We start from the raw sequence: 21,818 nt of genomic DNA, 5'->3' as shown, positions 1-21,818 counted from the left end.
TTGGGATATCGCCAAGCGGTAAGGCACCAGGTTTTGATCCTGGCATTCCCAGGTTCAAATCCTGGTATCCCAGCCAATTTGCACACGTCTTCGATTACACTTCACGATTTACCCTAAATTCCAATTATCTAACTTATATCTTTAATTCTGTTTCTACCTTTATAACCTACACCACTTTTTCTTAGGCATAAAAAAAGACCCAAATTTGAGCCTTTTAATAACTATAAGTATTTTAACTAAGCTCACCGCTTATTGCGTATTTCAGCACCCAGTTTTTTACCGGCCCTGTATTATTAGCTAACTTTAAAAATGTGCTGCGCGCCCATTTTAATGGGGCTATTTGATTTGAGAAACCAAAGTAGCAAGCATCCATCATACTCATCATTAATAAATTAGCGTTACGACGACTACGCTCGTATTCTTTAAGCATTAGCGGGCACCCTACATCATCAGCTGTACGTAACACTTCAGCTAAAGCAGCTACATCTTGAAAGCCTAAATTAACACCCTGTCCTGCCAGAGGATTAATGGTGTGCGCCGCATCCCCCACTAAAACGAGTCTGCCTTGTGAATAATTATTGGCATGCTGCCTTGCCAGAGGAAATATAGCATGGCTTTGTACTTCAAAATCACCAGCAAGCTTTGGAAACTTTTCAATAATATGGGCTTTTAATTCGCTAGGTTGTAGGGCTTTAAATGCTTTGAGGGTATTTGCATCGTCATACCAAATTAAATTTGCATAAGGTGCTTGCATAGGTAAAAACGCAACTGGCCCCGTAGGTGTAAACTGCTGCCATGTTTTAACTTGTTGTGGTGCATCGAGCTTTATTAGCACGCCCATACAATGCTGCTGATATTGCCATCCGGTTATACCAATGTTGGCTTTGCTGCGTAATTGTGATTGCCCACCATCCGCTGCAATGACTAAATCAGCAGTATAGCTTTGTTCGTTATAGTGCAAGCTAATGCTATCAGGGTTTTGCTCTATTGCCGTTAAAGCCGATGAAGGGTTAATCATCTCAATATTATGTTGCTCAAATTGCTGCCATAAACTGGCTTGAATTAGCTTATTCTCAATCAAATGACCTAAATGGGTGGTATTAATAGCATGACAATCAAATAATAAATGATCGTTACCCCGTTCAAAGGTCTCTAATTGTTCATAGGGAGCCAATCTATTTGCTCGTAGTAATGGCATTGCACCGAGCTGATCAAGCAATTTCTCAGAAAAGCGATTAATAGCCGAAACACGTATATCAACGTCATCACTGTTAAGTACCTGTGATTCATCTATTGGGTGTTTTTCAATAACACGTACGACTTTGCCTTGTTGCGCTAATTTAATAGCCATAGCGGCACCAACCATGCCGCCCCCTACTACAATTACATTATTTTTAGCCATGTTTTTCATCATTTTAATTCTGACTTAACTCTGCTTAGATTGTATCGTAATTAGTTTGCTCAGTGTGAGCGCTTCGCTTAATTCTATTATTAAACCCATACTATATTGATTTCAGATCACAAACATGAAATCTATACTTGGTTTTGAACGTGTATCCAGCTAAAATACGCGTCCTTTAAGTCGAGCGAAATTTTAATAATTCCGCCACTTATACCTGTTTCTAGCACATATTTGTGCCACTATCGAATTGAACACGAGGCTATATTTCAATGAGCAAAAAGCTGCATATTAAAACCTGGGGTTGTCAGATGAACGAATACGACTCTCAGAAAATGGCTGATCTTCTAGATGCTACCAACGGCTATCAGCTAACTGAAGAAGCTGCTGATGCTGATGTTATCTTACTTAACACCTGTTCAATTCGTGAAAAAGCGCAAGAAAAAGTATTTCACCAACTAGGTCGTTGGAAGTTATTAAAAGATGACAAACCAGACCTTATTATTGGTGTAGGCGGCTGTGTTGCATCACAAGAAGGTGATTCAATTCGCCAACGTGCTCCGTTTGTAGATGTTATTTTTGGTCCACAAACTTTGCACCGTTTACCTGAGATGATTAAACAAGTACAAGGCGATAAAGGTTCATCTGTAGTTGATATTTCATTCCCTGAGATTGAAAAATTTGACCGCTTACCTGAGCCTAAAGCGGAAGGTCCTTCTGCGTTTGTATCAATTATGGAAGGTTGTTCTAAATATTGTACTTTCTGTGTTGTGCCTTACACCCGTGGTGAAGAAGTAAGCCGCCCTGTTGATGATGTATTATTAGAAGTTGCACAGTTAGCCGAGCAAGGCGTACGTGAAGTTAACCTATTAGGTCAAAACGTAAATGCATACCGTGGTGATACACACGATGGTGAAATTTGCTATTTCTCAGATCTAATTCGTTTAGTGGCTGCAATTGACGGGATTGACCGTATTCGTTACACCACCTCACACCCTGTAGAGTTTACACCAGACATTATTGATGCGTACGCTGATGTGCCTGAGCTGGTTGATCACTTACACCTTCCAGTCCAAAGTGGTTCAGACCGTGTTTTAAACTTAATGAAACGCGGCCATACTGCTCTTGAGTACAAATCAACAATTCGTAAGCTACGTAAAATTCGCCCTAACCTAAGCATGTCGTCAGATTTCATTATAGGTTTCCCAGGTGAAAGCAAGGCCGACTTTGAAGCTACTATGAACCTTATCAACGATATTGGTTTTGATATGAGCTTTAGCTTTATTTACAGTGCACGCCCAGGTACGCCAGCGGCAGATTTACCAGATGACGTAACCGAGCAAGAGAAAAAAGAGCGCCTGTACTTATTGCAAAACCGTATTACGCAAATGGCACAGCAAATTAGCCGCCAAATGTTTGATACTGAGCAACGTATTTTAGTTGAAGGTCCTTCTAAGAAGAACCCGATGGAACTACGTGGCCGAACTGAAAATAACCGTGTAGTTAACTTTGTTGGCCCACACACAGTGATCGGTCAGTTTGTTGATGTACGTATTACCGAGGCACTACCAAACTCTTTACGTGGCGATTTAATTCGTACAGAATCAGAAATGAACTTACGCCGCGAAATTGCGCCTTCTGCTATTTTAACCAAAGCAGCGAGTGAGCAAAAAACCGAGACAGCTAACGAAATTGGCGTTGCTACTTTCGTACCTTAGTTGCAAAAATTCATTGCGCCAGTTAACGCTGGCGCACTGTAATAGGAAGTAATTTTGAGTAATCAGTTAAAAACATTAGAGATTTATTTAGAACCTGCCGACAACAAACGCCTTTCTTCATTATGTGGCCCGTTTGACGAAAACATCAAACAAATTGAACGCCGTCTAGGTGTTGAAATTATTCATCGTGATAACTTTTTTAAAGTAACCGGTAAACTACACAGTAGCGCCGGCGCGGTAGAGATCTTAAAAAACCTTTATATTGATACTCAACCTGTACGTGGGGAAATTGGCGAAATTGAGCCTGACAACGTACATTTAGCCATCACTGAGTCTAAAGCGCTTGAGCAAGACACCTCTAGTAGCGCCTATGGCAAAGAAATGATGATTAAAACCCGTCGTGGCGTTATTAAACCGCGAAACGATAACCAAGGCTTGTATGTTGCTAACATTTTGCACCACGACATTACCTTTGGTATTGGCCCTGCAGGTACAGGTAAAACCTATCTTGCTGTTGCAGCGGCAGTTGATGCACTAGAGCGCCAAGAAATACGCCGTATATTGCTCACTCGCCCTGCGGTTGAAGCGGGTGAAAAACTCGGCTTTTTACCGGGTGACTTAAGCCAAAAAATAGACCCTTACTTACGTCCACTTTACGATGCCTTATTTGAAATGCTTGGCTTTGAGCGTGTTGAAAAACTGATTGAAAAAAACATCATTGAAATTGCGCCATTGGCTTACATGCGTGGGCGCACACTCAATGATGCGTTTATTATTTTAGATGAAAGCCAAAATACCACCACAGAGCAAATGAAAATGTTCTTAACCCGTATTGGTTTTAATTCTAAAGCAGTGATCACCGGCGATATAACCCAAGTTGATTTACCTCGAGGTGCGCGCTCTGGTCTTCGCCATGCTATTGAAGTATTGGATGGCGTTGATGAAATTAGCTTTAACTTTTTCAAATCGCACGATGTGGTGCGCCACCCTGTAGTTGCACGCATTGTAGAAGCGTATGAGCGCAACGATGAGCGTGAACGCCTTAAGCGATTAGAGAAACAACAAGCCAAAGAAGCGCTCGCCGCCCATGAGCAACCTGCGACTAAAGAGTAATACCGTGAAAACAGAACTTGATTTACAAATAGCGTGTGAGTTTGACAACTTACCCAGCCTTGAGCAGTTTGCCATGTGGGCCGATAAAGTGCTTAGCCAATATCGTGATGAGTCTGAGCTGACCATTGTTATCAGCGATGAGGAACAGTCGCAACAGCTCAATAATGACTACCGTGGTAAAAATAAGCCTACCAACGTATTATCATTTGAATTTGAAGCGCCACCGGGTATTGATATCCCACTTGTGGGCGACTTAATTATTTGTCCTGCCATTGTTTTGGCTGAGGCACAAGAGCAAGAAAAGTCATTTCATGACCACTTTGCTCATATGGTTATTCATGGATGCTTGCATTTACTTGGATTTGACCATATAAAGAGTGAAGACGCGTTAGAGATGGAAAGCATAGAAAAGCAATTACTTGCTGAACTAAACATAGCAGACCCATATCGGGACGATATTTAAATAAACGGAGCAATTAGACGTAATGAGCGACGATAACTCGCAATCTAGCCAGGGTTCTTCTGGCAAAACTTGGCTGGGTCGTATAACCCAGATGTTGCAAGGGGAACCCCAGAATAGAGAAGAGCTGGTTGAGGTAATTGCCGATGCCCAAGAGCGGGATGTAATCGATCCTGAAACCAAAGAAATGATTGAAGGTGTGCTTGGCGTGTCTGAGCTCAAAGTGCGAGATATTATGATCCCGCGCTCACAAATGGTCACTTTGGAAATTGATAGCCCGCTTGAAGAGCACATACCTATGATGGTTGACTCTACCCACTCTCGTTTTCCGGTAGTGTGTGAAGATAAAGACCATGTAGAAGGGATTTTACTCGCAAAAGACTTATTACCTCTCATTTTAAATAAAGATGAGCATTTACCATCGCTACGTGACTATTTGCGCCCTGCCATGGTAGTGCCTGAAAGTAAACGGGTGGATACCCTGCTTAATGAATTTCGTCAGCAACGCTACCATATGGCAATTGTGATAGACGAATACGGCGGTGTATCGGGTTTAGTAACCATTGAAGATATTCTTGAGATCATTGTAGGCGAAATCGAAGATGAGCACGATGAAGAAGAAGAACAACAAGATATTCGACAACTGGCTAAACATGTTTACGTTGTGCAAGCACTGACCCCTGTAGATGACTTTAACGAGCATTTTAAATCAGGCTATAGCTCGCAAGATGCCGACACTATTGGTGGTACCGTGTTACACGCCTTTGGCCATATGCCGAGCCGTGGCGAAACCATCGATATAGAAGGATTTCAGTTTAAAGTAACCAATTCTGATAATCGTCGTATATTGCAACTGCAAGTCACCATTCCTAAGGCTGATGATAACGACAGTGAAGAAACTGCTAACTAGTCTCACCCTACTAGCAAAAGATAAAAAAGCATGGCTCGCACTGGTTGCGGGCCTTGTTTTAACTTTCAGCTACGCGCCTTTTGGTATTTGGCCGATTGTATTTTTTAGCATAGGCTCGCTATTTTTTTGTATTCCTGCAAACCTCAATGGAAAAGTACATGCTAAAACAGCCGCTAAATATGGCTTTATATTTGGTCTAGGCTGGTTTGGTGCCGGTATAAGTTGGGTACATGTTTCTATCGCCACCTTTGGCGGTATGCCACTTGTCGCCTCAATTGCATTAATGGCACTGCTTTGTAGCTACCTTGCGTTATTTCCTGCGCTGGCGCTGTGGGCAACCACTCGCTTTTCAAACGGCTCTATAAGTTTTGCAGCGCTATTACTCCCTTGTTTTGCTATTAGTGAATATTTGCGTGCCAACCTGTTAACTGGTTTTCCTTGGTTAAGCTTTGGTTATACACAAACCGATAGCCCTCTGAATGCCCTTGCTCCTTTAATTGGTGAATTTGGGCTCACACTATTATGTATTGCCATAGGCTTTGCATTGTACAGCTTAACGCAAAAACAATTTAAAATGCCTGTTGTTACCGCTGCTGTGGTTTTGCTTGTCTTCGCAGGCGCACACTTTACAAAGGTAACCCATTACTCCGATAAAGACCTCTCTGTGCTGCTTGTACAAGGTAATATAAAACAACACTTGCGGTTTGACCCCAGTGAATTTTGGACCACCATGAGTAAGTATCAGGATATGACGCGCCGTCACTGGGATGCCGATTTAATTGTGTGGCCCGAAGCTGCAGTGCCTGAAATTGAAGCCCTTGCTGATTCATACTTAGTAGGCTTAGACAGTGCCGCCTCATTCAATAAAACTGCATTAGTGACCGGTATTGTCGATTACCAACGCGACACTAAAACCATTTTCAATACCCTGATTGTGGTCGGTAACAAAGAGCAAAGTGATGAACACGGCCACTATCGTTACTTAGATAGTAACCGCTATCAAAAGCATCAATTACTGCCGATTGGAGAGTTTGTTCCCTTTGAAGACATACTCCGCCCCATAGCTCCGTTATTTGATTTGCCTATGTCATCGTTCTCGCGCGGTGATAAAGTGCAAAATAACTTACGTGCGAATGGCTTTAATTTACTGCCCGCTATTTGCTACGAAATAGTATTTGCCGATCTAGTGCGGGGTAATTATAAAAGCGACTCAGACATATTATTCACGGTGAGTAATGATGCTTGGTTTGGTGATTCAATCGGCCCTCACCAGCATATGCAAATTGCCCGCATGCGCGCCCTTGAACTACAACGTCCACTAATACGTGTTACCAACAACGGTATAAGTGGCGTATACGACCCCATAAGCCAAACACGCCAAACTATGCCACAGTTTGAAGCTACCACACTCAAAACCAATATAAAGCTCATGCAAGGGGATAGCGTGTATAGCCAATACGGCAATGGGTTTGTATGGGGAGTTATATTGTTATTGGGTATGATTGGATTTGGGGTTAGGTTTACAGTAAATTCAAGCAAAGGCTAAATAGTCTTCAAATGTAAAAAGGTGTGGAAATGGGATTTCGAGCACGAAATATAGGTAGTATTAAGCTTTTTAATGGTATCGATAATGAAAAGCACGCCTTTACCGTTGTTGTGGGTGATAATGGCAGTGGTAAAACAGAGCTTTTGCTGGATATCTACAGAAAGTATTATTCAAAATATGCAGAGCTATACAAACCTCAAACACAGACTGGTAAAGATAAACTTCGCCGATTAAATGATAAAAGTGATTACGAAACTCTTAGGCTTATATTTGGGGCTGAATTCCCACAAAAAGTAATATGCGCCTCAACGAGCCAATTTGAGCGCTTCCAAAGTGAATTTAAGGCCGATGAATATGAATGGTTATCTGAAGTATATTCATATATCGGCTCTAAGCCATACATACAAGATTTAAGCCCTTCAGTGCGTATAGCATCAAATGCAATAAAACAACTACTCATACAGCAAACATTTGAACTACGCAAAGCCAATGCGCTAAAAGCATTTCTAGATGAATTTGGCTTTAGTAGCGTACTAAAGATTAAATTAACCCCAACAATCACAGAAGATGAACTTATCACTATATCTTCTGGAGATATTAAAAATATTTCTTTAGAGGCACAACTGAAACTTCAAGCTGCAGCCTACCACTTTGAGAAAATTGAGCTTTTAAATTTGCTTTCAAAACTCGAAACTGTTTATACCTCACCTGAAATTTTATTAAGCCTTAGTAATCAATCTTTAAAATTAATACCGACAAGTTTAGGTTATAGTATTGAATTTGATAAAAGGGAGTTGTCTGATTTAATACGTTCAGGTTTAGTCGTTGTAGCAGATATTGAAACAGTCAAAGATCAATCTTCAAAAACAAATTACTTATCGCCAGATGCCAAAGTCAAATCTCTATCAGCTCGAAGTTCTGGTGAGCAATGTCTTTTTTTACTCTTTCTAGGAGTCGTGGCTTCAATTGAAGATAACTCATTAGTATTAATTGATGAACCAGAAATAAGTTTGCATCCTACTTGGCAAGAGCGGTTTGTAGATATTTTAAATCAATCTCTGAATACTTACTCTGGTTGTCATTTTATTATTGCGACTCACTCGCCACTGATAGTTTCAAATATATCGACAACAAACTGTGAAATTTTAAATATTCAAAAAAATAGTTTATCCGATGCATCGGAGCATTATTTACGCTCCTCAGACTATCAGCTTGTAAATATTTTTGAATCACCAGGTCACAGTAATGAATATCTGCTTAAAATTTCTATGCATATTTACTCAAAAGTCAAAACATACAAGTTCTTTGACGAACTAGATATTAAACATCTGCAAATGCTTAATCGTATGAAACTAAAAATGAGTCGCGATGACCCTATATTGGAACTCATTGACTCTTTGAATGAGGTATTTAAAGTTTATGGACAATGAGTTAAAAGCAATAGAATTTACTAAAGAGCAAAAAGCCCTAATTAAAGAAGTTATGGAGTCTCCAGAATTTAATCATGTTGATTGGTCTAATGATAGTTTAGAGAGCTTAAGATCAAGCATAAGAAGCCACTATCGCAATGCCCAAAAATTTTTATGCTGCTATTGTAAAAACCCTGTTAGTTTAACAAGTGCTGCTAATTGCCAAGTTGAGCATATAGCTCCAAAGTCTCGATATAAAAATTTTATTTTTACTGCTAAAAACCTTTGTGTCGCATGCGCTGACTGTAATAGTGCAAAGCAAAGTATCGATGTAATAAAACCTTTACCTTCTAATAAGAAAAGAACTAGATATCCGACTACATCACAGTTTTTAATTGTACATCCTCATTTTGACATTTACTCTGAACACATTAGAAAATTCGGAGAAAGATTTTATTTTCCACGTACAAAGAAAGGTGAAAATACACGCACTATATGTAAGTTAGACAAAGGTATTGAAGCCCTCGGTTACTTTGATTCACCAGAATCCCTTAAAGATTTTGAACTAATCGCCCAAATAATGGATGCAACTGTAAAAAAAGATACAAACAAAAAAAATATATTAAAAAAGTTGCTGATTGAATCAATATAATACGGCACTGCTGAAATTAACTTTTAACAGTCTCTTCTACCGTTTGCACATTTACAACTTGGTTCACAGTGCCTTGAATAACCACCGTAGCTGATATTTTATCTTGAATGGCTTGTCTGTTTGGGTCCCAGTACACTTGTAAAAAGCCTAATAAGCCAGTGGCAAAACCTGCACCATAACCGCCGTATCGGCCAAAACAATCAAGTAAACCCAGTGATTCACCACTTAATGCAACCACTCTGGTGTTACAGAGCTTTTTACCAGGGGTTTGACCGCGCCATAATAAAGAAAACAGTGTGAAGTACACAGCCGCCCAGCCAAAACCCAAACCTAAATCTTGAATAATACCTTTGCCCCACTGCAAAATACTGTGTGAGGTTGTTTGTGCGGGTTTATCTTCTGTTAACTGCGCAAGCTTTAATCCGTTATTTTCACCAAGCACTAATAATTGTAAAAATGCTTTTGCAAGTTGTGGGTTTTGTAGGTCGTCCATTTCGGCTAATTTGGGTACTTGCCCTATCAAATTATCAAGTGCATTTTGTTGACAAGATTGCTCACAGCTTTCGTCGTCTGTTTGCACTAAGTAGGCATTTACCTGCTTTTTTTCTGTGGAGGTAAGCTGAATGTCATCCTGTATTTTTAAGCCTTGAACAGTTAAGCCTTGAGCAGAGTCATCGCCTTCTAAGTAATCTATGCCAATTGAAAGCACAGCAAGAGCGCTTACAAATAAAATACTTGCTGCTACTATTTTTAATATTCTTCGCCACACACTCGACATTTTAGGAAGGTATTGCTGCGCCGTTCCTTTGTAAAAAGCCATCGCAGCAACGAATGCAATAATAGTCGCACTGAGCTTTGCAGCTAAGAATATTAATGCAACATCTATAATCATTGCTAATGCGCGCCGAGTCGGCGAAGCCAAAGGCAAGCCAAGTAAAGCATTATCAACCTTAAAGGCATACGGCGTGATCACTTCTCGAGTTTCGGCTTTAGATAACGCTAATTGTTCTAATTCTTGTACTTTCATTATTATACTTATTATTAAAATAGGTAACGCGGTTAAATTACGCGCTTTTTAATTTTTGCTCAAGCGAACTCATCTCTATTTAAAATAAAAACACCTCAAAGCCAAAAATTATTAGATACAAAAGTTACAACCATTTACAAATATAAGGTTAACATTATTTACAATGCAACTACAAAACATATATTATCGATGAAACTACTTTTTCTTTAAAAATTAAATATATGGAGTATATTTTGAAGTTATTAACTAACATGTTTTTCTTGTTTTCGGTACTTGTTTTAAGTGGCTGTGCCCACCAGATAAGTTTAAATCCAGACACTGAAAAACTTCAGCTTTCAGAAAATAAATCAATATCTGTTGTAGGTTATTATATTTCTGAAGATGATATTAAAAAACAAGTAAAAACACCTGGCGGTGGTGGCGATAATGTTAGTTACAAACCTTATAAAGACACAGAAGCTGCATTATATACTGTACTTTCTAATAAATTTGAAAACGTTTATAAGCTTGAATCATTAACTGATAATACATTTTTACAAGACAATAAAATTGAATATGTATTTATACCTACAATAACAACTGAATCTAGTTCAGATAGTTTATTTACATGGCCACCTACAGAGTTTACTTTCACGTTAAACTGTAAAACTTTAAATAACAATGGCGATATAGCATGGAATACTGAAGTTAAAGGTTTTGGCAAAGCTGAATTTGATGAGTTTAAAAACGACTTTTCTTTATCAGCAAAGCGTGCAACAGAAGAAGCATTTAACAAACTAGTTGTAGAGTTAGAGCAGTCAAAACTATGAGTAAGGAAAGAATTAAAATGAAGTATAGAAGTTCAATAGGATTAATCGGGGTTTTATTCTTAAGTGCATGTACAATTCAAGTGCCTCCTTATAGTGCAGACATTGGTAACGTTTCAAAATTAAAGCAAGAAACGGCTTCCCCTCTATCTGTTGGCACAATTAAATCTGAAAAGAAACTAAATAAAATTTCACTTAGAGGCTCACCTCTTATTTCATCTGTAGGCAACAGTTATGGTAAATATATTGAAAATGCTTTGTTGCAAGAGCTTAAGTTAGCCAAGCTTTGGTCTGGTGTTGCTAAAAAGCAAGTAACTGGCAAAGTAATTGACCAAGATATTGATGTTACGGGTTTCTCCGAGGGAAGTTCATTTATAAAAGTAAACTTTATCGTTTCAGAAGAGAATATTATCTTATTCGAAAAAGAAATCATGGCCGAACACACTTTTGACTCTTCATTTATGGGAGCGATCGCTATCCCTAATGGTCAAAAAAGCTACGTAGAGTTAGTTCAAAAATTACTAACAAACCTATATGCAGATGAAGAGTTTATTGCCTCAATAAAATAACTCTATTACATCTATTTCAAATAAAAAAGAGTCATACTTCGTATGGCTCTTTTTATTTAAACTTACCCTAAAACCACTTAATTTTAAGCTTTGTCGAGTGAACTTTACTTGCTTGTGATCTAAATAAATTGCATTTAATGTCAACATAGCTAACTTCGCTAGGTTCTAAAAAGCTGTCTGTGCTTTTGCCTACACAATTACCAATAAACTTACCACTTTCGTCAAATGTAGAAGCAATAACGGTTCCCGTATAAATGCTCTCGTTAGTAATATTTTTTAATTCAGCTGCGATTCTTACTTGACCATTTTCTTTGTATATTTCAGAAAGAGTTAGATTATAGTCATTGTTAAATTCATCACTTGTTTCTAATGCTTTATTAGAAACCATTGTTTTAAATCCACTGTCAACATCAGCGGCAATTGTCAGGGCGAATGCACTAATACCGCCAAGCATTGCTATTACAAACCCAATTCCCCAAAAAAAGCCTTTTATGCTCTCATTAAAATTATTACTTTTCATTTAATTCCCTTTCGTTTTTACCATTGTATTTTAGTAACAAGATAGCCAAAGTAACTTTTTTCGCCGACTAAGTTCACTTTTGTATTTTTAAGTTTTAAAAGCTTGTGCTTATCTAAATACCACCTGATGGTATGCTGTTTGTTTGTAGATGTATCTGCAAAGAGTAAACGAACGCAATTCGGCTCATAATCGCTATAACAAGCTTCAGACTCAACTAAGATATATTCTTCAGACCAATAATCGCCTAAATGATAATGCGCCCATAGTTGAATCGGCGCACAAATGACAGCCCAAAGATATGCATACAGCAAAATAGGTATCATAATGATACTTAAATATTTAAGGATAACCCCTTCTTGATCAAAGTGAGTATTAAACTCTTCTTTTGCATTTGGCGTTTTTATTAAATGAAATAGAAAGGCACACACTAAAGAAATAGTAATAAAGCCTAAAATCCAAAAACTTAAAAAGTCATAAAAACGGTTAGGGATAAAGGAGGGGTCGATTGAAGTGTACCACTCATAAAGACCAACAGGCGCGAGCATCATAACAATAAATGCTAGGATAACGAGAATCACAGGCTTTTTTGTCATATAAATTAATATCCTTATATTTTATGACGTCTTTAACTTGGTCAGTATTTTAATCAAGGATTGCCTTATCCCAGTATTAAAATAATTATGTGAACAATTATTACATCAAAACGTATTATTGTTAATAATGGTTTTAAGGAATTACTCATGGCCGCCAAACAACTCTCATCACTTTTTGTTTTTAACTTACTGTTTGCCACTACCGAGGTAAATGCCAATGCTCGCTGGTATGTGGTTAATGATTCGGTGATGGGTGGCATTTCTAATAGTCAGGTTTTACAAAATGACGGCAATTTAGTGTTTACAGGCAACGTATCGCTTGCAAACAATGGAGGGTTTGCTTCTATCCGTACGCTATTAGATGTAAAAAACCAAAACATTACTAAAATAGTGCTGCGTGTTAAGGGCGATGGTCAAACCTACCAATTACGTTTAAGAACTAATGAGTACATGGATGGGGCGGCTTATACACATTCGTTCAGTACCACGAAAAGTGAGTGGCTTAATATTGAGTTTTTACCTGAAGATTTTCAGCTTACTTTTCGCGGCCGTTTACTTGAACAACAGCCTACAATTAGCTTCAAAGAGATAAAGCAGCTTGGCTTTATGATTGCTGGTAAGCAGGCGGGGGAATTTAGGTTTGAGGTAGAAAAAATTGAGTTTAAAAACTAACTTCTCTGCGTACATTACAAGGTTAAACAGTGAAGTCGTCGCCTCGCCTTTTCATTTCGTTGATTACTAGCTCAATAATTTGTTGTTTTATTGCTGCCTGCTGAGACTTTACCTCACTAAGTTGCAGCTCCAATCTATTTATCTCTTCTTGTTGTTGCTCGGTTTTATACTTTTTAGCTCCCATATGCTCAGCATCCATAGTCAACTGATAGACCTCTTCAGCTGGCCCATATTGGCTATTATCAATGGTTAAACTACGTTGTACAGTGCTCTGCTTAAGCTTATTTACTTGCTCTTGCAATGCAACTACTTGCTGGGTGAAATATTTATAAGCCTTTTCTAAATTTTGATATTGCTCAGCAAATGTTGCGTTATCTTCGCTGTATTTTTGAACCTTTGCATCTAAAAACTCTGATAAAACATAGTCAGGTTCTTCTTGTGATTCGTCATCTGTAGGTTGCCGCTCTGTTTCTACTAAAGCCTGATTGTTATAATTAGATGCTTGATATTGAATTGAGGCAGTTGAAATCTTCATTATTTTATCCCTAAAATAAATTTGTCACTATTTTAGGTATCGACTGATATTTTAAATTCTTGAGTAGGATTGGCTAATGAGAGCAAATAAAAAGCCCTACTTGATTAAAGTAAGGCTTAAAGTGTTTTTTTCTTTAAAATTACGACTCAATAGCCAGTAATTCCACTTCAAAAATAAGCAATGATGCAGGAGGAATACTCCCTACTCGCTTTTCACCATAGGCGAGCTGATGCGGTATATAAAACTGAAATTTATCGCCCGGGCTCATCAGTTGTAGGCCTTCTGTCCAACCTTTTATAACTTGGTGCAAACCAAAGCTAATCGGAGTTTTGCGCTCCACTGAGCTGTCAAATACAGTGCCGTCGATTAAAGTGCCATGATAATGCACTTTAACCATACTCGTTGGGCTAGGTGTATTTTCGCTCTGTCCTTTATGGATTATTTTATATTGCAAGCCAGATGCGGTTTCATGTACGCCTTCAGTTTTTACATTGGCAATTAAATAATCACTTTCAATCTGTGCGTTTGCGATTGCTTGCTGCTTGGCTTTTTTACTGTTTTTAAAAATTAAAACGCAAAAAATAGCGATAACAATCAGTAAAATTATATTGATCATAACTCCCCTTTTTCATCTTCTGAGTCGTGGTCTTTTTCGTCGCTGTTATCACCATTAACAATATCGGCAATGTCTTTTAATCGCGCTAATGCGATGCCATTAACCGAATCTTCTGGGTAGTGTTCATCAACCATATCACCCGCTTCGATGTCCATTAATAAGTTTAGTGCTTGGTCAACGGTTTCCACAGCATAAATATTAAACTTACCTAACTCAACGGCATTGAGTATTTCGTCATCAAGCACCAAATTAACTTGGTTCGATTTAGGAATAATAACCCCTTGCTCACCCGTTAAGCCGCGCATTTTACATAGCTTAAAGAAGCCTTCTATTTTCTCGTTTACACCACCAATGGCCTGCACATCACCATGTTGGTTAATTGAACCAGTTAGTGCAATAGACTGACTGATAGGTAAGCTCGTAATGGCCGAAATGAGCGCACAAAGTTCAGCAAGAGAGGCGCTATCACCATCTATGTAGCCATAACTTTGTTCAATAGCGATATTCGCACTGAGTGTTAAGCTAAAGTGTTGCGCGTATTTGTTACCTAAATACCCGGTAAGCAGCATTACCCCTTTTGAGTGAATTGCTTTACCCAACTCAGCTTCGCGTTCCACATCAATTACGCCATCGGCGCCCGCATAAACGGTAGCAGTAATACGTGCAGGTGTGCCAAATGAGGTGTCACCAATGTGTAGTACAGTCAAACCATTTACTTTACCTACGGCTTGGCCTTCAGTAGCTATTAAAGTATGCCCTTCCTTTATATCGCTGAGCATGTTTTCGCTAATTTGCCCCGTACGGTACTGCTTGCCTTGTATGGCTTCGTCAATATGGCGTGCATCAATCACCGTTAGCTTGTCTTGCTTAGCGTAAAAACTGGCCTCAGCCACAAGCTCTAACACATCAGCAAAACGTGCTGATAACTTATTATGGTGCTCTGCTTGGCGATAACTAAATTTAAGTAATCGCACCATTGCGGCTTCGTTTAACGTGCACTTTAATGTTTGCTCGCAGTAATCACTGACTTTAGTAATAAACTGATACTGCAGCTTATCGCTACTTGGTAAGTAATAATCAAAATCGGCAAGTACTCTAAATAACTCAGCAAATTCCTCGTCATATTCACCGATGGTGTAATAAAGCTCACGTGAGCCAAGTAAAATAATTTTTACATCAAGCGGTATTAACTGCGGTCGAAGCGTAAAGCTACTTCCAACTACACTGTCTTGATAAGGTAAGTCATTTTTAATTTGATGGGTTTTTAGCGACAGCTTTAGTCCATCCCACACTTGGGGTTGAGCCATTACTTTTTCAGCATCCATAATTAAATAGCCGCCATTCGCGCGGTGCAATGCACCAGGTTGAATTGATCTATAGCTGGTAATTAACGACCCTTGCGATGTGGCATATTCAATTTTGCCAAAAATATTACCAAAGGTTGGGTTTGGCTCGTAAACAACCGGTGCCGCATCGCCTTCTTTATATTCAACCAAAATATTTGGCGCAAAAAAGTCGGTAAGCATGCCTTTACGGTCAAAGTCTTCTTTGTTTTCTTCGCTTTCACCTTCATCATCAAGCCATTCAAGCACGGCATCAATAATTTCTACACGTATATCTTTTAAATAACGCAGTACACCAATATGGCTGGCATATTTATGTTCTAAATCTTTTAATAATGGTTTAGTGGCTTGCTCAGCGGTAGACTTTTTAAGGTTGCGAAGCTTTTCTTTGGATTCACGTTTCCAGCGCGGCAACTCAATAAGCGCTTCAATGAGAGCATCTTCTAATTTTTCTATACGCTCAAAAAACATCTCACGTAAATCATCTTCCAAATCAGAAAATTCATTATCGGTAAGTTGCTTGCCATCAATCAGCGGTGCAAAGCCGACTACGCCTTTTTCTTCAATTAGTGCCACACTTTGCTCAAGCGCGGCTATTTCTACTGCGGTAATGGCGCCGTCGTAAGCATCGTTAAACTCACGGTCTATCGATTTTTTCTTGCGCTGATAAGCTGGGTTATCAAATGCAGCAGGAAAGGTGTCGAGTACTTCATCAATAAATGAGTCAATGTCATCGGCTAATTGTTTGCTTTGCCCTGCATGCATAAATAACGCAATAGGCTCACGGTGATCGTCGTAGTTATTAACATACAGCCATTCATGCGGTGTTGTGCGGTCTTTAGCGTGTTGTTTTAATTTGTCTTTTACTAAGGTAAAACGCCCGTGTGCCGCCTCTCCCATTACGTAAACATTATAACCGGGTAGGTCCATTCCTAAAGAGAAGTCCAATGCACTTTGCGCACGTTGTTGGCCTATAAAGGTAAGTTGCTCAGGGTATGGATTGCTCATGCAAGTGTTTACATGGCTCGAAGAAATACTCGGTGCAAGATTTGATACGGGTAGTGGCAGCAGTTTTTTCGTCATTCTAACTTCTTTTTTTACCAGCTTAATTGCTAGATTTGGGCATATTGAGTGGCCTACAGCCACTCAATACTTATATTTAGGGTTGTAAAGCCTGGCGGCTAAAATAGATGCCATCACACTGCGTGCAAGGAATAATTTGCGTTGCATGGTAAACATCATAACTATGGTTGCAATTCTTACATACTAATGTGCCCATGGCTATCCATTCACCTGCGTGATAAACACCATTATGCTTAAAATCTTCACTTAATGACTGCCATTCAAGCTGTGTTTTGTCTTCAATGTGAGAAAGCTCAAACCACAATGACTCTTTAAGCTCCTGCCATGCAAGCGAATTATAGTAGCTATTATTTTCTTGTAGGTGAGAAATGTCACGCATTAAGTAATTACGATAAAGCTGGTATTTTTCTTCACCTAAATCTTTAAGTGCCTGCTCAGATTCAATAAATCGCTTTACTGCGGCTTTAACTTCATGCTCTTTCACATCTTTTAACCAATCGGTTAATCCACTAAGCCATGTTCTGTAATCTGCCATTTTATACTCCTTCAAAACGTCTACTGATTTACTCTATACCATAGATAAGTATAGGTTAACCTGTACTGAAAACTAATTTACTCGCAAATTTACAAAAAGCGCCGCTTTGACGCTGTGAATAGCGCTTTATTTGGGGTATCCTATCGACAATTTTTTATTAGTATGCAAGAAGTTTGGAAACGTAAATGCAAGAGCAATATAACCCACAAGACATAGAGTCAAAAGTCCAACGCTACTGGGAAGAAAACCAAGTATTTAAAGCCACAGAAGATGAGAGCAAAGAAAAATACTATTGCCTCTCAATGTTTCCCTACCCAAGTGGTCGACTGCATATGGGTCATGTGCGTAACTATACCATTGGTGACGTGGTTTCTCGCTTCCAGCGCTTGCAAGGCAAAAACGTAATGCAGCCTATGGGTTGGGATGCGTTTGGTTTACCTGCAGAAAACGCGGCTATTAAAAATAAAACAGCTCCTGCAAAGTGGACTTACGAAAATATTGACTACATGCGTAACCAACTTAAGCAATTAGGTTTTGGTTACGATTGGGATCGCGAGATTGCGACTTGCCACCCAGAATATTACAAATGGGAACAATGGTTTTTCACTAAGCTTTACGAAAAAGGCCTAGTGTACAAAAAAATGTCAACGGTTAACTGGGATCCGGTCGATCAAACTGTACTAGCTAACGAGCAAGTAATTGACGGCCGCGGTTGGCGCTCAGGTGCGGTAGTGGAACAAAAAGAAATTCCACAGTGGTTTATTAAAATTACCGACTACGCACAAGAGCTATTAGACGATTTAGACAAATTAGAAGACTGGCCTGAACAAGTTAAAACCATGCAGCGCAACTGGATTGGTCGTTCTGAAGGCTTAGACATAGAATTTACGCGTACCGATAACAACGAAAAATTTAGCGTATACACAACACGCCCAGATACATTTATGGGCGTGACATACCTAGCTGTTGCCGGTGGCCACCCTATTGCACAAGAAGCGGCTAAAAATAGCGACGCGATTGCAATGTTTGTTGAAGAATGCAAAAACACCAAAGTTGCTGAAGCAGACATGGCAACCATGGAGAAAAAAGGTATTGCAACAGGCTTTTACGCCACTCACCCATTAACAGGCGAGCAACTACCAATTTGGGTTGCTAACTTTGTATTAATGCATTACGGCTCAGGTGCAGTAATGGCAGTACCTGCGCACGACCAACGTGACTTTGAATTTGCAACAGCTTACGGCCTAGATATTAAACAAGTTATTGCGCCAGTTGAAGGCTCTGAGCTTGAAGTAAACCTAGCCCAAGAAGCATTCACCGAAAAAGGGGTATTAGTAAACTCAGGTGAATTTGATGGCCTTGATTTTGAAAACGCCTTTAACACTGTTGCCGACAAACTAGAAGCATTAGGTGTGGGTGAGCGTAAAGTAAACTTCCGTCTTCGCGATTGGGGTGTTAGCCGTCAGCGTTATTGGGGTTCGCCAATTCCAATGCTGAGTGATGAAAACGGCAACGAACTTGCTGCCACTGAAGATATGCTACCGGTGCGTTTACCAGAAGATGTGGTAATGAATGGCGTTACCTCACCAATTAAAGCCGATCCAGAATGGGCTAAAACAACTGTAAATGGTGTACCTGCCACTCATGAAACTGATACTTTTGACACCTTTATGGAGTCATCATGGTATTACGCTCGCTACTGTAGCCCGCGCCATGACGAGGGTATGTTAGACCCAGCAGCCGCTAACTATTGGTTACCAGTAAACCAATACATTGGTGGTATTGAGCACGCAATTTTACACTTATTGTACTCGCGCTTTTTCCATAAATTACTACGTGACTTTGGTTTAGTGAATTCAGACGAGCCATTCGACCGCTTACTTTGTCAAGGTATGGTACTTGCCGAAACATTTTATCGTAAAGATGAAAAAGGCGGCGATGTATGGATTTCGCCAAGTGATGTAAATACCGAAACCGACGACAAAGGCCGTGTAACCAAGGCATGGCACGTCGATGATGGTGAACCAGTATTCTCATCTGGCATGAGCAAAATGTCTAAGTCGAAAAATAACGGCATAGACCCACAAGAAGTAATTGCTCAATACGGTGCAGATACCGTGCGTTTATTTATGATGTTTACTGCACCACCGGAGCAAACGCTTGAATGGTCAGATTCAGGGGTTGAAGGCGCACACCGTTTCTTAAAACGTGTATGGAAATACGCGGTAGATGTTAAAACGGTTGGCTTCCAAGCACTTGATAAATCGTCGCTTACTAACCCACAAAAAGTACTTCGCCGTGAGCTACATAAAGCCATTGCAAAAGTGAGCGATGATGTTGAACGTCGTCAAACATTCAACACTGCGATTGCCGCAATCATGGAGCTGTCTAATAAGTTATTAAAAGCGCCATTAAACGACACTCAAGATGTTGCCATTGCTAACGAGGCATTAGAAGCATTACTTATTATGCTAGCACCAATAACACCGCATTTATCGCATCAGTTATGGCAAGAGCTAGGTAAAGAAGGTGATATTTTAGATGCAGCATGGCCAAAAGTTGACGAATCTGCCCTAGTTGAAGATGAAAAATTAATCATCGTACAAGTAAACGGTAAATTACGTGCAAAACTAACGGTTGCAGCTGATGCAACGCAAGAGCAAGTAGAAGCACTCGCGTTTGCAGAATCTAACGTCACTAAATTTACTGATGGTGCAACAATCCGCAAAGTAATTTATGTACCAGGTAAATTGCTTAACGTGGTAGCTAACTAATATGGCTACTTTAAATGCCATTAAAAACGGACTAGCCTTAGCGCTAGTCTGTTTTTTGTTATCGAGCTGTGGCTTTCACCTTAAAAAAGCATCAAGCCTACCCGATGATTTAAAACAGCTAACCTTGGTGGGTGATGATCAAAAATCAGCTTTGTTTAGCTATTTGCAAACAGAACTGACTATGAGCGATGTCACTTTAGTCCCTGCTAGTAAACAGTCTGCGCAACTTTATTTATTTAAAGAGCAGCTAGAGCGCCAAACCTTGTCGTTGTTTCAAAACGGACAAGTAGCTGAATATGAACTGGCATACAGTGTGAGTTATGTTGTAAAACGCCCAAAACAAGAAGCCATTGAAAAACGTTTTGAGCTTTACCGTAATTACCAAGATGATCCTGACAACGCACTAGCTAAAGCAAAAGAGCTTGAACTACTGATCAGCGAAATTCGCCAGCAAGCGAGTCGTCGAATTGTTAGAGAGTTGTCGCAACTATAATGCGTTGTTATGCAAATCAGCTGCCTAGCGAATTAAAAAAGGGGTTAAAACCTTTTTATTTGGTTTTTGGTGAAGAGCCTTTTCAAGAAGCGCAATGTGTACAGCTCATACGCGACAGCGCAAAAGCGCAAGGCTTTGATGAAGTAATTAAATTCACTTTAGCCCAAGGCTTTGATTGGCAGGAAATCATAGCGCAATACCAAAGTATGTCGTTATTTAGTGCGCGTACAATTATTGAGCTTGACTTAAACCAGCAAAAACCTGGTACACCCGGTGCTAACACCTTTAAAAAGGTTGTTGAACTTGAAAATCCTGACACCATTTTAATTGTTAAAGGCGCCAAAGCAAGCCAAGATGTGCAACGCGGTGCGTGGTTTAAAGCACTCGATAAGCAAGGGTTATTTGTACCCTGCTATCCGCTTAGTGGTAATCACTTAAAACGTTGGCTTGATGAACAATGCCAACGCTTGTCACTTAATTTACAAAACGAGGCTAAGCTCAGTTTAATTAATGCCACTGAAGGCAATTTACTGGCTTGTTTCCAAGAGCTTGAAAAGCTGTCACTAATACATGGTGACGCTCTCATTACCCAACAACTGGTAATGCAAGGGCTACTAAACCAATCTAAATTCGATATTTTTGATTTAAGTGATGCCCTGTTAAACGGCTATACTACACAAGCAATAAAAGTATTAAATAAGCTTGCCAGTGATAACACTGAAGTGGTGAGTATTTTATGGGCCATCAATAAAGATTTAAATACCTTAATCAGTGTACAACAAGGGTTATTGCAAGGTGAGTCATTAGCGACCCTGTTTAAACAAAAAGCGATTTGGAAAAATCAACAAGCGCCGGTACAAACAGCGATAAACAGACTAAATATTCACACCCTTGAAAGTATTAGCAGTGAACTGGCATTATTTGATGCAAGCTACAAACAAGGTGTATTAATTGCCCCCTATCAAGCATTAGCACATATTTGTATTAAATTTTGCCAACCACTCGATATTCCACTGCCGTGTCATACTAACCGCCAGTAAAGGAA

At 39.4% G+C, this 21,818-nt stretch carries 21 protein-coding genes and 1 tRNA gene; 14 read left to right on the top strand and 8 right to left on the bottom strand.

All coding sequences use genetic code 11. The features are described 5' to 3' along the window. The first annotated feature begins 1 nt into the window (after position 1). Positions 2-76: transfer RNA gene (locus CWB77_RS11215), tRNA-Gln, on the top strand. Positions 77-232: 156 nt separating this feature from the next. On the opposite strand, the gene CWB77_RS11210 is transcribed toward CWB77_RS11215, so the two are convergent. Further along, entirely contained in the window at positions 233-1,414 is a 1,182-nt protein-coding gene (locus CWB77_RS11210) for an FAD-dependent monooxygenase (protein ID WP_138622773.1), read from the bottom strand. 257 nt (positions 1,415-1,671) lie between these two features. Here CWB77_RS11210 and miaB point away from each other — a divergent pair, with 257 nt between their 5' ends. The 7 genes from miaB to CWB77_RS11175 are packed head-to-tail and all read left to right on the top strand — an operon-like array spanning position 1,672 to position 9,207. Continuing rightward, the gene (gene miaB / locus CWB77_RS11205; protein WP_010388336.1) at positions 1,672-3,117 is read left to right on the top strand and encodes a tRNA (N6-isopentenyl adenosine(37)-C2)-methylthiotransferase MiaB; all 1,446 of its coding nucleotides are present in this window, start codon (positions 1,672-1,674) and stop codon (positions 3,115-3,117) included. Between the two features lie 54 nt (positions 3,118-3,171). Further along, the gene (locus CWB77_RS11200; protein WP_008115160.1) at positions 3,172-4,230 is read left to right on the top strand and encodes a PhoH family protein; all 1,059 of its coding nucleotides are present in this window, start codon (positions 3,172-3,174) and stop codon (positions 4,228-4,230) included. A 4-nt stretch (positions 4,231-4,234) separates the two neighbouring features. Beyond that, a complete protein-coding gene (ybeY, locus tag CWB77_RS11195; RefSeq protein WP_010388332.1) occupies positions 4,235-4,693 on the top strand; it encodes an rRNA maturation RNase YbeY in 459 nt (152 codons plus the stop codon). 22 nt (positions 4,694-4,715) lie between these two features. Beyond that, a complete protein-coding gene (gene corC / locus CWB77_RS11190) occupies positions 4,716-5,600 on the top strand; it encodes a CNNM family magnesium/cobalt transport protein CorC (protein ID WP_010388331.1) in 885 nt (294 codons plus the stop codon). Beyond that, on the top strand, positions 5,581-7,146 hold the full coding sequence (gene lnt / locus CWB77_RS11185; RefSeq protein ID WP_171043266.1) for an apolipoprotein N-acyltransferase: 1,566 nt from the start codon (positions 5,581-5,583) through the stop codon (positions 7,144-7,146). Before corC ends, lnt begins: the two co-directional genes overlap by 20 nt. A gap of 29 nt (positions 7,147-7,175) precedes the next feature. Then, positions 7,176-8,576: an ATP-binding protein gene (locus tag CWB77_RS11180; protein ID WP_138622769.1), complete on the top strand. Its 1,401-nt coding sequence runs from the start codon at positions 7,176-7,178 to the stop codon at positions 8,574-8,576. Beyond that, entirely contained in the window at positions 8,566-9,207 is a 642-nt protein-coding gene (locus CWB77_RS11175) for an HNH endonuclease (RefSeq protein ID WP_171043265.1), read from the top strand. The genes CWB77_RS11180 and CWB77_RS11175 overlap by 11 nt, the downstream gene beginning before the upstream one ends. 16 nt (positions 9,208-9,223) lie before the next feature. Here the strand turns inward: CWB77_RS11175 and CWB77_RS11170 are convergent, their stop codons facing one another. Further along, entirely contained in the window at positions 9,224-10,234 is a 1,011-nt protein-coding gene (locus tag CWB77_RS11170; RefSeq protein WP_138622765.1) for an RDD family protein, read from the bottom strand. Between the two features lie 233 nt (positions 10,235-10,467). Between CWB77_RS11170 and CWB77_RS11165 the strand changes: the two genes are divergently transcribed. Together CWB77_RS11165 and CWB77_RS11160 are read left to right on the top strand one after the other, a co-directional pair. Beyond that, a complete protein-coding gene (locus tag CWB77_RS11165; protein ID WP_054202464.1) occupies positions 10,468-11,043 on the top strand; it encodes a hypothetical protein in 576 nt (191 codons plus the stop codon). Positions 11,044-11,060: 17 nt separating this feature from the next. After that, on the top strand, positions 11,061-11,609 hold the full coding sequence (locus CWB77_RS11160) for a hypothetical protein (RefSeq protein WP_138622763.1): 549 nt from the start codon (positions 11,061-11,063) through the stop codon (positions 11,607-11,609). A 67-nt stretch (positions 11,610-11,676) separates the two neighbouring features. On the opposite strand, the gene CWB77_RS11155 is transcribed toward CWB77_RS11160, so the two are convergent. Together CWB77_RS11155 and CWB77_RS11150 are read right to left on the bottom strand one after the other, a co-directional pair. Continuing rightward, complete coding sequence (locus CWB77_RS11155) at positions 11,677-12,129, bottom strand: ATPase (protein ID WP_138622761.1); 453 nt, start codon at positions 12,127-12,129, stop codon at positions 11,677-11,679. A gap of 17 nt (positions 12,130-12,146) precedes the next feature. Beyond that, complete coding sequence (locus CWB77_RS11150; RefSeq protein ID WP_138622759.1) at positions 12,147-12,722, bottom strand: hypothetical protein; 576 nt, start codon at positions 12,720-12,722, stop codon at positions 12,147-12,149. Positions 12,723-12,869: 147 nt separating this feature from the next. On the opposite strand from CWB77_RS11150, the gene CWB77_RS11145 reads away from it, so the two are divergent. After that, positions 12,870-13,394 (top strand): CIA30 family protein, encoded by a 525-nt coding sequence (locus CWB77_RS11145; protein WP_138622757.1) that lies wholly within the window; start codon positions 12,870-12,872, stop codon positions 13,392-13,394. Positions 13,395-13,416: 22 nt separating this feature from the next. On the opposite strand, the gene CWB77_RS11140 is transcribed toward CWB77_RS11145, so the two are convergent. The 4 genes from CWB77_RS11140 to CWB77_RS11125 form a co-directional block, all read right to left on the bottom strand. Continuing rightward, positions 13,417-13,929, bottom strand: coding sequence for a hypothetical protein (locus CWB77_RS11140; protein ID WP_138622755.1), 513 nt, complete (start codon positions 13,927-13,929; stop codon positions 13,417-13,419). A 139-nt stretch (positions 13,930-14,068) separates the two neighbouring features. Beyond that, positions 14,069-14,545 carry a BamJ family beta-barrel-assembly machinery protein gene (gene bamJ / locus CWB77_RS11135; protein ID WP_010388321.1) on the bottom strand — a complete coding sequence of 159 codons (477 nt, stop codon included), beginning with the start codon at positions 14,543-14,545 and terminating at the stop codon, positions 14,069-14,071. Continuing rightward, positions 14,542-16,971 carry a Lon protease family protein gene (locus CWB77_RS11130; RefSeq protein ID WP_138622753.1) on the bottom strand — a complete coding sequence of 810 codons (2,430 nt, stop codon included), beginning with the start codon at positions 16,969-16,971 and terminating at the stop codon, positions 14,542-14,544. Before CWB77_RS11130 ends, bamJ begins: the two co-directional genes overlap by 4 nt. 76 nt (positions 16,972-17,047) lie before the next feature. Beyond that, the gene (locus CWB77_RS11125) at positions 17,048-17,506 is read right to left on the bottom strand and encodes a zinc ribbon-containing protein (RefSeq protein WP_109874371.1); all 459 of its coding nucleotides are present in this window, start codon (positions 17,504-17,506) and stop codon (positions 17,048-17,050) included. A gap of 185 nt (positions 17,507-17,691) precedes the next feature. Between CWB77_RS11125 and leuS the strand changes: the two genes are divergently transcribed. The 3 genes from leuS to holA are packed head-to-tail and all read left to right on the top strand — an operon-like array spanning position 17,692 to position 21,813. Continuing rightward, positions 17,692-20,280: a leucine--tRNA ligase gene (leuS, locus tag CWB77_RS11120; RefSeq protein ID WP_138622751.1), complete on the top strand. Its 2,589-nt coding sequence runs from the start codon at positions 17,692-17,694 to the stop codon at positions 20,278-20,280. 1 nt (position 20,281) lies between these two features. Further along, complete coding sequence (locus CWB77_RS11115) at positions 20,282-20,773, top strand: LPS-assembly lipoprotein LptE (RefSeq protein WP_138622749.1); 492 nt, start codon at positions 20,282-20,284, stop codon at positions 20,771-20,773. Then, positions 20,773-21,813, top strand: a complete 1,041-nt coding sequence (gene holA, locus CWB77_RS11110; protein WP_138622747.1) for a DNA polymerase III subunit delta — start codon at positions 20,773-20,775, stop codon at positions 21,811-21,813. Before CWB77_RS11115 ends, holA begins: the two co-directional genes overlap by 1 nt. The last annotated feature ends 5 nt before the right edge of the window (positions 21,814-21,818 follow it).

It is taken from the genome of Pseudoalteromonas sp. S1610, from assembly GCF_005887465.1.
Classification (GTDB): domain Bacteria; phylum Pseudomonadota; class Gammaproteobacteria; order Enterobacterales; family Alteromonadaceae; genus Pseudoalteromonas; species Pseudoalteromonas undina.
This window is presented reverse-complemented; position numbering and strand designations above follow the sequence as displayed.

Excerpts from the sequence above, each read along its gene's own strand:
- CWB77_RS11210 (WP_138622773.1), bottom strand. The coding sequence starts at position 1,414 with ATGATGAAAAACATGGCTAAAAATAATGTAATTGTAGTAGGGGGCGGC.
- miaB (WP_010388336.1), top strand. The coding sequence starts at position 1,672 with ATGAGCAAAAAGCTGCATATTAAAACCTGGGGTTGTCAGATGAACGAA.
- corC (WP_010388331.1), top strand. The coding sequence starts at position 4,716 with ATGAGCGACGATAACTCGCAATCTAGCCAGGGTTCTTCTGGCAAAACT.
- CWB77_RS11180 (WP_138622769.1), top strand. The coding sequence starts at position 7,176 with ATGGGATTTCGAGCACGAAATATAGGTAGTATTAAGCTTTTTAATGGT.
- CWB77_RS11175 (WP_171043265.1), top strand. The coding sequence starts at position 8,566 with ATGGACAATGAGTTAAAAGCAATAGAATTTACTAAAGAGCAAAAAGCC.
- CWB77_RS11170 (WP_138622765.1), bottom strand. The coding sequence starts at position 10,234 with ATGAAAGTACAAGAATTAGAACAATTAGCGTTATCTAAAGCCGAAACT.
- CWB77_RS11160 (WP_138622763.1), top strand. The coding sequence starts at position 11,061 with ATGAAGTATAGAAGTTCAATAGGATTAATCGGGGTTTTATTCTTAAGT.
- CWB77_RS11155 (WP_138622761.1), bottom strand. The coding sequence starts at position 12,129 with ATGAAAAGTAATAATTTTAATGAGAGCATAAAAGGCTTTTTTTGGGGA.
- CWB77_RS11150 (WP_138622759.1), bottom strand. The coding sequence starts at position 12,722 with ATGACAAAAAAGCCTGTGATTCTCGTTATCCTAGCATTTATTGTTATG.
- CWB77_RS11145 (WP_138622757.1), top strand. The coding sequence starts at position 12,870 with ATGGCCGCCAAACAACTCTCATCACTTTTTGTTTTTAACTTACTGTTT.
- CWB77_RS11140 (WP_138622755.1), bottom strand. The coding sequence starts at position 13,929 with ATGAAGATTTCAACTGCCTCAATTCAATATCAAGCATCTAATTATAAC.
- bamJ (WP_010388321.1), bottom strand. The coding sequence starts at position 14,545 with ATGATCAATATAATTTTACTGATTGTTATCGCTATTTTTTGCGTTTTA.
- CWB77_RS11130 (WP_138622753.1), bottom strand. The coding sequence starts at position 16,971 with ATGACGAAAAAACTGCTGCCACTACCCGTATCAAATCTTGCACCGAGT.
- CWB77_RS11125 (WP_109874371.1), bottom strand. The coding sequence starts at position 17,506 with ATGGCAGATTACAGAACATGGCTTAGTGGATTAACCGATTGGTTAAAA.
- leuS (WP_138622751.1), top strand. The coding sequence starts at position 17,692 with ATGCAAGAGCAATATAACCCACAAGACATAGAGTCAAAAGTCCAACGC.
- CWB77_RS11115 (WP_138622749.1), top strand. The coding sequence starts at position 20,282 with ATGGCTACTTTAAATGCCATTAAAAACGGACTAGCCTTAGCGCTAGTC.
- holA (WP_138622747.1), top strand. The coding sequence starts at position 20,773 with ATGCGTTGTTATGCAAATCAGCTGCCTAGCGAATTAAAAAAGGGGTTA.